General features: G+C 40.4%; 13 protein-coding genes. 3 read left to right on the top strand and 10 right to left on the bottom strand.

The window, feature by feature from the left end; translation table 11 throughout:
• Positions 1–194 precede the first annotated feature (194 nt).
• The 4 genes from arsB to AC07UV_RS20155 form a co-directional block, all read right to left on the bottom strand.
• Positions 195–1,241: an ACR3 family arsenite efflux transporter gene (gene arsB, locus AC07UV_RS20140; RefSeq protein WP_282255722.1), complete on the bottom strand. Its 1,047-nt coding sequence runs from the start codon at positions 1,239–1,241 to the stop codon at positions 195–197.
• A gap of 3 nt (positions 1,242–1,244) precedes the next feature.
• Positions 1,245–1,859 carry a protein-tyrosine-phosphatase gene (locus tag AC07UV_RS20145; protein ID WP_495185052.1) on the bottom strand — a complete coding sequence of 205 codons (615 nt, stop codon included), beginning with the start codon at positions 1,857–1,859 and terminating at the stop codon, positions 1,245–1,247.
• Positions 1,860–1,881: 22 nt separating this feature from the next.
• On the bottom strand, positions 1,882–2,355 hold the full coding sequence (locus tag AC07UV_RS20150) for a DUF6428 family protein (protein ID WP_495185053.1): 474 nt from the start codon (positions 2,353–2,355) through the stop codon (positions 1,882–1,884).
• Positions 2,356–2,424: 69 nt separating this feature from the next.
• Complete coding sequence (locus tag AC07UV_RS20155; protein ID WP_495185054.1) at positions 2,425–2,757, bottom strand: ArsR/SmtB family transcription factor; 333 nt, start codon at positions 2,755–2,757, stop codon at positions 2,425–2,427.
• Between the two features lie 442 nt (positions 2,758–3,199).
• On the opposite strand from AC07UV_RS20155, the gene AC07UV_RS20160 reads away from it, so the two are divergent.
• Positions 3,200–3,607 carry a hypothetical protein gene (locus AC07UV_RS20160; RefSeq protein WP_282255718.1) on the top strand — a complete coding sequence of 136 codons (408 nt, stop codon included), beginning with the start codon at positions 3,200–3,202 and terminating at the stop codon, positions 3,605–3,607.
• Positions 3,608–3,653: 46 nt separating this feature from the next.
• Complete coding sequence (locus tag AC07UV_RS20165; protein ID WP_495185055.1) at positions 3,654–4,601, top strand: hypothetical protein; 948 nt, start codon at positions 3,654–3,656, stop codon at positions 4,599–4,601.
• Positions 4,602–4,651: 50 nt separating this feature from the next.
• Here the strand turns inward: AC07UV_RS20165 and AC07UV_RS20170 are convergent, their stop codons facing one another.
• Positions 4,652–4,879: a hypothetical protein gene (locus AC07UV_RS20170; protein ID WP_495185056.1), complete on the bottom strand. Its 228-nt coding sequence runs from the start codon at positions 4,877–4,879 to the stop codon at positions 4,652–4,654.
• Between AC07UV_RS20170 and AC07UV_RS20175 the strand changes: the two genes are divergently transcribed.
• Entirely contained in the window at positions 4,878–5,789 is a 912-nt protein-coding gene (locus tag AC07UV_RS20175) for a DUF6268 family outer membrane beta-barrel protein (protein ID WP_282255714.1), read from the top strand. The genes AC07UV_RS20170 and AC07UV_RS20175 overlap by 2 nt on opposite strands.
• Here the strand turns inward: AC07UV_RS20175 and AC07UV_RS20180 are convergent.
• From AC07UV_RS20180 to AC07UV_RS20200, 5 genes are all read right to left on the bottom strand, one after another.
• Positions 5,786–6,514, bottom strand: a complete 729-nt coding sequence (locus AC07UV_RS20180) for a LytR/AlgR family response regulator transcription factor (RefSeq protein ID WP_282255713.1) — start codon at positions 6,512–6,514, stop codon at positions 5,786–5,788. The genes AC07UV_RS20175 and AC07UV_RS20180 overlap by 4 nt on opposite strands.
• A 6-nt stretch (positions 6,515–6,520) precedes the next feature.
• Entirely contained in the window at positions 6,521–7,561 is a 1,041-nt protein-coding gene (locus AC07UV_RS20185; protein WP_495185057.1) for a sensor histidine kinase, read from the bottom strand.
• A gap of 85 nt (positions 7,562–7,646) precedes the next feature.
• Entirely contained in the window at positions 7,647–8,243 is a 597-nt protein-coding gene (locus tag AC07UV_RS20190) for a porin family protein (protein ID WP_282255711.1), read from the bottom strand.
• Positions 8,244–8,354: 111 nt separating this feature from the next.
• Entirely contained in the window at positions 8,355–10,712 is a 2,358-nt protein-coding gene (locus AC07UV_RS20195) for an ABC transporter permease (protein ID WP_495185058.1), read from the bottom strand.
• Between the two features lie 148 nt (positions 10,713–10,860).
• A complete protein-coding gene (locus AC07UV_RS20200) occupies positions 10,861–13,332 on the bottom strand; it encodes a mechanosensitive ion channel family protein (protein WP_495185059.1) in 2,472 nt (823 codons plus the stop codon).
• Positions 13,333–13,714: the final 382 nt, after the last annotated feature.

Genomic DNA, 13,714 nt, shown 5'->3' on the forward strand with positions numbered 1-13,714 from the left:
GAACAATAGTAAGAGGCGGCAACCTCAGATTCGGCAGTAGGATCGTATTTGAAGCATTGGTCTACTGTCCGAATCGTTTTCTTTTGATTTCTAGAGTGTAAGGGGGTGGCTGAATGGATAGATAAGAAGGGGAATATCCTAAACAAAAAAGCCATGTCAAAAAACATGGCCTCGGATTTCTTATAAGTCTATACTTAAGCAGAAAGCTCTTTTACAAAGTATTTTTTTCGGAACCAAAATGCAAGGTTGACCAGTGCTATCAGTGCGGGTACCTCGACCAGTGGACCTATCACTCCGACAAAAGCCTGCCCGCTATTGATGCCGAATACGCCAATTGCGACCGCAATGGCCAATTCGAAATTATTGCCTGCAGCCGTAAATGCAATGGCTGTACTTTGTGAGTAATCGGCACCGACTCGTTTGCCAGCAAAAAAACTGATCATGAACATCAGCGCAAAATAGATCACCAAAGGGACCGCTATACGTAATACATCCATAGGCAACTGTAAGATCATTTCGCCTTTGAGACTGAACATCACTACAATGGTAAAGAGCAACGCTATCAAAGTAATCGGGGAGATCAAGGGTATAAAACGGTTCTGAAACCAATTTTCACTTTTTAAGGCGATCAGTCCATATCTGCTCAAAACTCCGGCGAGGAAGGGTATTCCTAGGTAAATAGCGACGCTTTTTGCAATTTCAGCAATGGAAATATTCACGGAAAGTCCTGTCACACCAAAAATTGGAGGTAATACAGTAATAAAAACGTAGGCATATAAACTATAGAGTAAGACCTGGAAGATACTGTTCAACGCAATTAATCCTGCTGCATACTCTCTATTACCATTTGCGAGTTCATTCCATACGACAACCATTGCAATACAGCGAGCAAGTCCGATTAGGATCAATCCGGCCATATATTCAGGATATCCGTTCAGAAATAAAAGTGCCAATACAAACATTAAAACCGGTCCTATTATCCAGTTGAGGACCAAAGAAGTGCCGAGAATTTTTAGGTTTCGGAAAACCTTTCCAACCTGCTCATAACGTACCTTGGCCAATGGTGGGTACATCATGAGAATCAGTCCGACAGCAAGCGGTATATTTGTTGTGCCACTGCTATAGCTATTGATCCATAGTGCAGAAGCGGGAAAAAAATTGCCCAAAGAAATACCGAGAACCATTGCCAGGAATATCCATAAGGTGAGGTAACGGTCAAGAAATTTTAACTTCGATTGCATGGGTTAGATCTTAATATTTGAAAATACATAGCACATTTCGGCTGCAATTTCTAAACTACGTTCTGCATACACTGCTGTTTGTTCGGGTGTGCCATCTGAAATCTTGGGATCTTCAAAAGTAATCGGTATCCTTTTTTCAGCACCCGGAATAAAAGGGCATCCGCCATCTGCCTGCGAGCAGGTCATGATTGCAGCAAACTCAGAGATAGGGTTGAATGGGCTATCATATTTTTTTGAAAAGCCGATAACCGGCGGGTCGTTGTCGCCATATTTTATTGCATAGATTGGGTTGTCCGTATCAGCGATCTTAAAAATATCAAATCCCTGTGAAACCAATGTTTCTGCGATTTTAGGAAATAATGCGGTCTCTTCCGTACCCCCTGAGTAGCAGTTGACCACTGGGGTATGATGGAAGGATGCCGCCACCTGCGCCCAAAGCTGAGATAAATGGCTTCTACGGGAATTGTGGGTACAGATAAAATTGAGGTTGACCGGCTGTCCGCGATCAACCTTGTCTTGAATAAATTGAATCAAGGGATTCAATGCCGATCTACGCTCCTCAGACAGGTGTTGTCTGCTGGTAATCGTGCTGATTATTTCTTTTATTTTTTGATACATTGCTGCGGTGAATTTTAAGTGATTAACAACAGCCTGAGCCCGGCGTACAGCAAGAGGATCCGCTAACTGGCAACGCAGAAAGATTTATTTTCAGCTTTTCGGATGGTATGCCGCAAGCGTCCTGGGCAAGGCAGGCTGTGGTCTTGTTTTTCAGGACAAAGGTCTTACCATTAAAGTCAAGATCGTATTTGCCGATCGTACCGCTCTGGTATTCCACTTCAATTTCCCCATCTTCGATACCCAATTTATCTTCAGACAAATTGATGATATGTAATAGTTTGCCTGGTTTTAGACGGTGCTCATAATCATTCGCATTCCAGAGCTGGAAGTTGACCACTTTCTCCTGACGGATAACACCACCACAGTCAATGAAATTTTTTGTGATCTGACCTACTTCGGTGACATGGAAGTGTTCAGGAACAAATGTGCCATTTTCCAGCTGAAAGTCAACATGATCCAATGTTGCTAAAATTTCTTTGATTTCTGATAATTTCATAAAGGATTGATTTTATTATTTATTAAAAACTATATATTGCAATATTACGATATATATTCTTAAAAAAAGTTACTTACAGCAACTTGAAATGTTTACGTCCTGATTGAAAAATGCGTTGAACTCCTGTTGCATTTGTTTCCAGACTGTTTCATTAATGCAGTAGCAAACAGATTTTCCCTCGATTGTCCCCTGTATTATTCCTGTATTTTTTAATTCCTTAAGGTGTTGGGAAATGGTTGCTTGGGCAAGTCCCAGTTCATCAACCAGATCATTGCAGATGCATGCTTTCTTGTCAATGATATATTGAAGGATAGCTATACGTGCGGGGTGTCCTAAAACCTTAAATGCTGTTGCAAGTTTATTCTGTTCATCAGCGAAAATTTCTGTCTTTGTAAGTCCCATGTTGTTTAATATTATATTGCAATATTACGATGATAATTTTAAATAAACAAATAGAACTTGTTCTATTTGTTTATTTTAGAAAATCTTATACCTCGTTTGCTTCCTCAAGGTGGCTGTCAGTGCTGTATCTTTCGCTTTTTTAAATTGATAAAAAGTGCGGAACTATGTATTGTCCGTTTTTTGATCATGGTAAATTTTTGCTATCACGCAAAATTTGTTGTATCTTTTTTGTACGTAAATGTATGGAATGGGGTTTGGTGTGATTGATATTCGATAATTTGCTTTGTACACTTTTTAGCAAAAAATTTGTTAAGGGTACTTTGATTAGAGCGCCAAAATGGTGTTATACGATAAAATTATACATAAACCGAAATCCGCTTGAGGATTGATCTTATGCTGAAAATGCCTGCATAAACAAATTTAAATTAGCCATTAACGATAGATGAGACTTATTTTATTGATCATATTCATCCTCTTCATGGGGCATTCAGGTGCGCAGACCATGGAAATACCTAATCGTATAAAATCTGCTTTTACCGGTAACTGGGAGTATAAGACCAAGTTTCAAACCAATACAGTGATCATAAAATTTGAGCTGGGCAAGGATTATGCAAGTTTTAAAGACATTGGCAGCGGTGAAGCTCCTCCAAGAACTTTTCGGGCCCAAGTAAAAGGAGAGGTCTTGTTTATACCAGCCAAGCAGGGGCTTAATGACGAGTTGGAAATGGAAGTCATAAAAGGTAAATTGAATTTAAGGGCAAAACAGATCATCTGGGACGAAATGGGAAATAGGATGAAAACCGGAACTGTCGAAACAAGAATTTTTAAGCGTACTGCCAAAGATAAATAAAGATCCGCAGGGAAATAGAGACTCTCTCCGAAACTAAATAAATGATATGTCAAGAATAGTAGTCTTTTTCGCACTAGTCCTTTTCTCATGCCAGGGACAGTCTACCAACAAGGCACAGCAGAAAACCGATACTGTTGATGCGAAAATTATCGTTCCGAAAAATAATGCTATTTCTTGCGAGCAACTCGTAAAAAAGTTGGTTAAGTCAAGTAATGCAGTCGCATTTAGTCAATTTGGCGATACGCTTGTTCATGCCCAAGTAGCTTACCTAGGCCCTGAAAAGCTGACGATCAAGTTGTATGTCATTAATGATATTTCGGAAACCTCTTCAGAAAAAAGATTGGTAGAACATGCCGTGGGCTGGTTGGAATTTCATCAGAAAACCGGACAACTTTTGGATATAACAAACGACCCTGATCATCCCGTAACCTTGCGGTATGATAAGCGTATTGCGCAAGAAGATGATCTTTCCAAGTTATGCCGTTCCTCAGCAATGGTTTTCAAGCCGGGCAGTGGATATGCATTAAGAGATGTGATGTTGGTCAAGGATATCAAGTTTAACGGTAAGCTGGATAGGTTTTTTACCCGAAATGAATTTGAAAAAGTTTTCGGACGGCCCGATAGTATTCAATTGCTGAAGGATGAAGCCCCCTGTTTCACTATTTTTGATACTGAAGCTCCGGATGACAAATACCTGTACAAAAATGGTTCACGTTTTGAAACCAGCGGCGATAGTGTCGCAGTAGAAGAATTCTGGTTTTTAAATGGGAATTTTATGAGCTACAATGGGATCCGGATAGATGCCAGCACGACGATAGAAGACATACAACAGCTTTTCCCTACAGCTGTCAATGAACGACAGGGGATGGATAAAGCAGGAAAATTGTGGGTAATCAGATTGCGTGAAGACAATGAAGGGATTGTGGATGGCCATATCAGAATGTACTTTAAAGATGGTAAAGCGCAATCTATACACTGGTGGTCTCCCTGTTAATGCGTAAAGGGGGAGAACAGTTCATCCTCTAAAATGGATAGTTATCAATTCTAAATCTGGATAGACAGTACCAATAGACCATTGACCACCAAAATTATTAATTTGATAAAGAAGAAAATAGACCTATTTACAATCCGTGAGAAACCTTTTACGATCCGAAAAAGGCTTCTGCGTTTTTTGAGATCGCAATAGCTTTGCATTTGGTCAATGGAAAGCAGCGGTACGTCAAAATGTTTACTGCTTTCGAGAATCAAGGGCTTCCTTTGCAGAAAAAACATGAAGAAACAAGTTTTATGTGCCATCTTGTTCAGCAGCTTAGCGACGCTGACAGCACATGCCCAAAATGCTGTATCTGGACAGGTTATTGCCGATTATGTTCCGCTGTCAAACTATATCCGACCAGAAGACAGTGTAAAGACTGGCTCTAAAAGTGATTTTAAAAGGATACAATTCAATCTTGAAATACCTTTGTCGACTAAAGTTGATTCTTTGGGCAATATCAAACGCTGGTCATGGAAAATGGGGGCTGCCTACGCAAAGATGCAAAACCGCGATTATGAACAGCAGCTTTTTCCGACTGAAATGTTGAATGCCGAAATCGGATTGCAATACTTGACTTCTTTAAAGAAAAACTGGTCTCTACTGACTTTTGCTTCGGTCGGTATCTATTCGGATCTGGTCAAAGTCAATGGTAAAGATGTGCTGGGGCAGGGGGGAGTTCTTTTCATCAAACGGTTTAAACCGAATCTTGCCTTCGGCTTCGGGCCAGTATTGAGCAATAGTTTTGGTGTGCCCATGGTCCTGCCGGGACTGTATTTTGATTGGAAGACCAATGGCAAGGTCAAGTTCAATGTGAATTTCCCGCAGGGGCTTGCCGCTGCTTATCAGGTCAACAAGTTCATGGATCTCCGTGCGGTAGTCAATCTGGATGGTATGACGGCTGAACGGGAAAAGAACGGGAAGTCTACACTCGGTGGATTTATGTTGTTAACCGCAGGTCTTCAGCCCCAATTCAACCTCGGTAAGAATCTTAAATTGCAACTAACGGGGGGAAGTACACTCGCCCGGATGTATGTTGAAAACGATAGGTCCTTAAAGAGTTTCTTTAAGGATAAGAAGCAGGCCGATCCCCGATTTTCACCAACCTTCTATACTTCGATAGGATTTAAATGGAATATGCCCTATTAACGACTCAGGAGCTTCTTAAAAACTACGTTTTGGAGAAGCTCCTCTCTTTTTGTGCGGGAGATGGGCAATTCCTGTTCCCTAATGTATACTCTTCCACCCGAGATGATATCGATATGATTGACATTGACCAGATAGGATTTGTGGATACGGAAAAAATGGCTACCCGGTAAAGCTTCTTCCAATGCAAGCATGGTCTGATGGATGGTGAGGGTCCGTTCTTTAAAATGGAGCTTGGTATAATTCTGCATGCTTTCGGCATAAAGGATATCTGTCCAGGAGATTTTGACGAATGCATCACCCTGTCGGACAAAAAGCATTGTATCATTGGCAACGGGTTCCTGTGTCGATTTATTGCGTTTTACAAATTGCTGAAAGGCTTTTGTTGCTGCCTGAAAAAAACGCTGGAATACAATAGGTTTCAGGAGATAATCCACCGCCTGAAGACGGAATCCTTCCAGGGCATACTCCGAATAGGCTGTAATGAATATACACAGGGGAGGATTTTCGAGTGATTCCAAAAAATCAATACCATTGAGATAAGGCATATTGATATCCAAAAAGATAAGGTCAATATCGCCTTGTTGCAATCTGGAGGCTGCCGCTAGGGCTGAAGGAAAAGTTGCGACGAGTTCGAGAAAATCAACCTGTTCGGTCATCTCAGCAATATGCTGCCGTAGCAGGGGTTCATCGTCCACGATGATACATTTCATCTTTGTTTGTTCCATAGTCGTTTAGCAGTTAAGATTGATTGTTAGGTCGACGCAAAAACTGTCGTCTTGTTTGTCAATGGTTAAGGTGTACTGATTTTCATACTGCAGCTCCAACCTCTTTTTGACATTTTCCAGCCCAATGCCAGAGTGTCTTGTTGATGTCTGCAGGGGATAGGGATGATAACTATTTCTGATATGAAATTGGAAATAACCGTCTTTTTCAGTGCTGCTGACGCTGATTTTGCCTTTTTGATTCGGAAGTCGATCCACATGTTTGAAGGCATTTTCCACAAAACATATGAGCATCAGCGGTGCAATATGTAGATCTTCTGTTGACTGTGACCAGGTGCATTCAACCTCCAGCTCATCTCCCCAGCGCATCTGTTCAATCGTGATAAAATTCTGTAAATACTGCAGCTCACGGCTCAGCAGTACAAATGGTTGGTTGCATTCGTAGAGTTGGTAGCGCAGGATATCTGAGAATTTTAATAGTAAAAAATCGGCCATATCCACATTCTTTTTCATTAGGATATGGATGTGGTTCAATACATTGAACATAAAGTGTGGATTGACCTGATCCTGTAAAATTTTGAGCTGGCTTTCCAGAAAGTTCTGCTGCAACTGGCTATGTTCTCGCTGAATATTGGCATGTTCCTGGTAAAATCGGATACCACAGGCCGTACCATTGATCAGTACGGAGGAGGGAATAGCTTTATAGCTCTGCACAAACAAAAGTGTTGCGCGACTCTCCTCCGACAGCGCCTGGCTATGGATAATAAAGTACGCATCTACCGCACCAATCAGCAGTGCCAAAATAAGAACGAAAAAGATGGCTTTGAAAACAAAGGGTTTCATTTTTTGTGTCTTAATGGCTTTGGGTAAGATACTGTCACTTAGGAGTTGCGAGATGCTAATGGAACAGATCATGACCGATGAACTATGGATCAGCGCGCTGATGGCGTCCATATCCTGCTTCACTTGTATCCAGACGGCAAACCAGAGGACAAGCCAGAAGAGCGTGAGAAACAGGTGCCGATGGAGGTAATTTTTTTTGAGAAACATGGGACAAAAATAGTCAAATATATCACAAAAACCTTTGAAGGCGAATACAGGATTGCCTTCAAAGGTTTTAGCGTTAAGGGTTGTATTAGAATATGAAGTAACCTACGCCAATGGAAAATGCCTGTGGCTTGGATTTAAAAGAATTAGACAAGTCTGAAAAACCACGCTCATAGCGGACATCGATACTGAATTTTTGGATGTCGACCCCAAGACCGCCTGTAAACTGTACATTGGACTTATCAAAATGTTTGACGCCTTCTTTGATAGCCTTCAAGGGGGATAAATTGTCATTCAGGGTATAGTTATATACTGCACCGGCAAATAGACGAAAGTTCATATCCTGCTGCTGGTAGATTTTATAACCAACCATCACGGGAATATCGATTGCATTCCATTTGAGCTTGGATGTAGTCTGTCCCTGTGGTTTGAGCGCTGCTTTACGTTTGCTGAAAAGTGCCTCGCCCTGAATGTATGCTCTTCCGAGGTTGACACGTGCCATACCACCGACGTGGAGACCCATTGCATATTTGTCGTCCAGGTCTGCAAGCTCGGTGTTGAGCTTGTTGATACTGCTTCCACCTTTGATACCAATCTGAATAAGAGGTTGCTCTTGGGCAAATACCATTTTACTTAACATCATCGCGAAGAGTACAACGCATGATAAAATTGCTTTTCTGTTCATTTTTATTGTTTTGATATGTACAAAAAAACGAAGGCCAGCGGCGATACAGAAAAGTCTTTGACGAACGGTATACTCGCGGTGACGAAAGTAAAAACGGTGATGTCAACTCTGCTATTCGTCCTTCAGGCTCTTCACTGGATTGACCATGGCAGCTTTGATCGATTGATAGCTGACAGTTAACAGGGTGAGTACGAAGGTACCTGATCCTGCAATCAGAAAAATGTCCCAGGTAATCTGAATGCGATAGGTATAAGAACTGAGCATGTCGTCGGAAATATAATAGGCGATCGGAAATGCTATAAGGCATGATAACAACACCATGAGAAGAAATTCTTGCGACAGCATCTTTGTGATCGAAATGATAGACGCGCCAAGAACTTTCCGGACTCCGATCTCTTTGGTTCTGGTCTCCGCCATATATGCTGTCAAACCGTATAATCCCAGGCATGAGATAAAAATTGTCAGTAGTGCAAAAAGGCTGGAAAGTTTACCTAATTGATTGAAATCTTTAAATTTTTTTGTATAATTCGCATCAACAAAAGCGTACTCGAAGGGGTATTCGGGGTTATATTCCTTAAATATTTTCTCAATTCGAGCCAATGCATCCTGTGTTTCAATATGGTCATTGAGTCGAATATTGGTTATTGTAGTGCCTGCAAAAGCTCCTTGGATAACCAGCGGTGTGACGGGATTAAATGGTGATTCTTGAACAAAATCTTTGATGACACCGATGATATGCCAATCCCTTCCATCAACTATTGTCTTTCCGATCGGATCATCAAAATTAAATACCTTGGCAGCCGATTCGTTAATTATCATGGCGGAAGAATCCGTAGGAAATGTGGTCAGGTCAAAGTCGCGCCCGGCGATCAATTTCAATCCAGCAGTATTGACTAAATTGTCGTCTACCCCAATTCGTGTAAACATGGTGTTGTTATCTTTTGGTTTACCATCCCAGTTCATGGAGTTGTTGCTCCAGTTTTCTGTTAAAGGGGAAGACGTTCGTGAAACATTTGAAGCAATACCGGAGGAAATTAAAGCATTTTTTATCAGCAATTTGTTTTTACCGATCTTTCCCTGATCTATAATATTGATCAATTTATCTTTGTTATAGCCAATTTCTCTATTCTGAGCATGTTTTATTTGTTTTTGAATGGCTATTGTTGTAACGATGAGGATAATGGCAATACAAAACTGGACAATGACCAGTACTTTCCTAGGATTGAAATTCCGCTGGGCGTGCAACAACTTGCCTTTTAATACTTTTACCGGTATAAAAGAGGATAGATAAAAGGCAGGATAACTGCCTGAAAGAATGCCAGTAAAGAGGATAAAGACTATAAAAACAGACCAAAAAGGGATATCTGTATAGGGCATAGCCAATGTTCTTGAAATTAAATGACCAAAGTAGGGCAGTGCCAGCATCGTTATCAGCAGCGCTAATATACCCGCGATACAGGCAATGAGAATGGATTCGATTAAGAACTGATAAATCAATAGACCTTTATTTGCACCCACTACTTTTCTTACGCCAACTTCTTTCGCTCTTTTTTCACTTTGTGCTGTACTTAAATTCATAAAATTGATACAGGCGATTATCAATATAAAGCAGGCAATAGCGATAAAGGATCGCACCATTCCGATTCTACCGGATGTCGGCTTACCCATTTCGGTGTAATTACTGTAAAGCCATTTATCCGCAATAGGCTCAATAAAATTCTCGGCTTTATTTTCAGTATGTTTTTGTAAGAAACCTTTTATATTTTTCTGAAACTGATCAATGTTAACATTTTGATCCAATTCAATATAGGTCTGAATGGAATTATTTCCCCAGTAATCATCTGAATACCCTATTTTTTCCATCAATGTCCATGGAACAAGATAAGTCGTCCCCTTCATAAAGGAATTGTCGGGTATGTCTTCAATGATTGCAGATACAGTGGAAATCTGTGTACTGTCCAATTTGATGGTTTGGTTCAGCGGGTCCTTCTGACCAAATAATCGATCTGCGATTGATTTGGTCAGAACAATCTGATTAGGTTTTTTCAGCGCTTCAACCGGATTTCCAGCTAGGACTTTATAGTCAAATATTTTCAGGAAAGTACTGTCAACAAAAACGCCCTGTTCTTTTGATAATTTAATTTCTCCTCGTGTTAATAAAAAACCGGTCCCCTTATTGACCCTGGCTACATTGTTTATTTCCGGAAAATCAGTTTTTAATGCAGCAGCCATTGGTTTTGGGGTATAAAAATGTTTTACGATCTCACCACCCAAAACATCTTTTATTCCTACAGCATATATCTGATCAGTTTTTGAATAAAATCTATCATAGGTAAATTCACTTCTTACCCAAAGCATGATCAAGATTGCTGCCGCCATTCCGATAGCTAAACCCACAATATTGATTGCTGTAAACCCTTTATTCTTCTGAAGATTACGAAAGGCTATTTTGAGATAATTTTTAAGCATATTGATCAGTTTAAGTTATTTCCACCAATTCGTCTGCCAATTTTTTAATTTACTGATATGTAGTGTTTTATTTTTTATTTAAGGTTCTAAACTGTTCGATGTCGGACGTTTTTTGTACGGAAGCGTACATACACATCGCCTGTTGAAATTAATCAATCTGGTCGTTTGGCTGTTGCTTGTTTACGATCAGCTCTTGGGCCGGCAAAGCCAGTGCAATATTTTCTTGTCGAAATATATTGTTGATGGTTACCATGACATCACTTTTAATCTGACCTGTATCTTTGTTTGTCTTGACCCAGAAAAAAAGGTCTAGTGCAACAGATTGTGCGGAGACAGATGCGAACTGTACAATAGGTGTTGGGAAGCTAAGAATCTGCTCATTCTTTTCTGTAATTGCTAATAGCAAACTTTTTACTTTTTCTAAATCGGTCCCATATTTGACTTCTATATGGCTGCTCAGGCGTTTGCGGGCTGTTCCCTGGCTCCAGTTGGTGACGCGCGAACCAAGTAGGTCTCCATTGGGTATAATTAGGTTTGCCCCCTCTGTGGTCATGATAACACTACTCCGAAATCCGATGGATTTGACACGACCGGATTGCCCACCAACCTCTATCATATCATCTACATTGACGGGTTTTTCAAAGGCGATAATTAAACCACTGACCAGATTATTGACAAGTGTCTGTAGACCAAAACCTATACCTACACCTAATGCTCCAATGATCAGGGTAATCTGCTGAATAGGAATACCTGCGGCAGCAAAAGCAAGAAAAAAGCCCGTGAAAATAATTGTAATACGAATCAGCAGTAACCAGCTTCCAATATGAAATTGTGATCCCTCACGTTCGTTGTGGTGAGGCTGTGGACCGGAAGCAAAAAAAGAGACAATCTTGGAAAGTATGGTTGCACAAGCCATGATCAGGACAAAAACCACAATGTTGATGACCGTGAAACTGTAGCTGCCCAACTTGTGCGTGTTGTAAAAGAAATCGTGTATAGGTTCTGACAACAACCTGAATTCGTAAAAATTGCGCCCAAATAGCACAAACCAGCCTAAAATAAGGATCAGGTAGAAAAATAAAGGTGCCCGTTTGCCAACACGGTCGTAGTTGATATAAAAGAGCTTTCTCTCTTGCTTTTTATAGATTGAGGAGGCATAAGTAAGTCCCTCATTAACCAGACGTAAGACCCATAGAAAGATAATTGTCACCACTACATTCAATAGGCCCGCAATCAGTAGTACTTTGGCAATATTAAAACTACCGGCGAGGTTAAGTCCAAGTGATAACAGTTCCATTACTGTCATCAATCCGATCGGAAACAGGATCCAGCGCTCCCGGAGTTCCGCATGACGAGATCTGTTTATTAACGAAAACAAACCGAGTAAAAGAGTCGATAATGCAATAAGTATCATACACCATCGTTCCGATCGTGAGGCTTGTAGAACCATATTATCTAGGACAGCTAAAATATATAAACCCAATAAGCCGAGCCAGATTGTCATCCAGTAACTGGAAATATGTTTACGAAGTATAATGCTAATGAGTATCGCCTGGGTAATGATAAAGATTGTTGAAAATACAAAAGGTGGATTGACAAACAGAAACTGTACAACACTCAGCGCAATGACCGTTCCTGAAATGAGAGGTTGCGCTAAGAGCATGGCTGATTCCGCTAGCATCTGTCCCTGATTTTTTAAACTATTTTTCAATGAAAATAGATAATAAACAACCATTATCACTGCAGCGATTAAAAACAGAAGCCTCGCCCAGTTGCCCTTTAAATAGTAGATGAGTGCAAGCTTCGCCTTGATAACAGACAAATGGAGAATCTCTTGTATCGGCCTATTGTAAACGCTCTCTTCCCAGAGTGGTGCAAACTCCTTATCAAAGGTTTTTTCGGCAATCTGTTGTTGATAGTAGCGTATTTCCTCCGTATCATTTTCCAAAGCCATCAGTTCGAGATTCAGTTCATTCTGGAGTGTCTGGATAATACTGATATTTTTTGTAAGCTGCTTGCTCACTGGCGATATCTCTTTTGATAAAACGTGTAACCTGCCCAAGTATTGACTCAGTTGTACGGAATCTTCCGAAACGACAAAGAGGGATTTATCTGTTGTGATTGAGTCTATTTGTAAACGGTAATTGATCAATTGGTCCTGATAATTGTCTACTCGTTTTTTGTAGGTTGATACTTCGGTTGTGAGGGTATTTAGAATATTAAAAGTGGTTGTTAAATTTCTGGAAGAATGGGCAGATCCCTGGTTGTTGAATACGCCATCTTTTGACAGCTGATGCCACCGAATAATTTCCTTTAATTCTGTACGGACTGCTGCGGTATCAAATCCTTTTTTTAGAAAAGATCCGGCATGTCGTGATATCGTTTTTATCTGTTCGAAAACCTGATTTCGCCTTACTGATGCACGATCCTGTTCGAAGTCGATGACACTCTGCTTGGCGGACTTGCTGAAAAAATCCTGCATCCGCGATACATAATTGTCTTTCACTGAATCAGCTGGCACAGCTGCGCTTTGTACCGTAGCGGCAATGGATTTTGGCAATGGCTTAAGGCAGCACAAAATAATCAACGAAATGTATAATAATGCATACCTCCTTTTCATACTAGTAAATTGGGTTTCGATAGTGGTAAAAATAATAAAAAAACAGGAGATTTGATAGCCATCATTTAAGGAGAAATAGGCTAGATCATTAATAGTTCTGGTCACGATGGTTTTGGGCTTCAAGATATGATAAAACCATCCAACGGATTTGCTTTTCTGTTCATTTGACGAACGGCATACTCACAGTGACGAAAGCGAAGATGAGAATGAGATCAAAAATGATGTATTACTGTATTTGACTAGTGTAGAACACGCATTCGAAAAGTGATAGTTGGCCTATTTATATGCAGATTGGGAAGACTAAAACTGTCCTACAATTATCGAATCCATGAGAACTAGATTTTGGTATTGTTATTTGATGTCGAAGGGCATTAATTGTGTT

It is taken from the genome of Sphingobacterium sp. GW821-FHT03E03 (genome assembly GCF_059420745.1).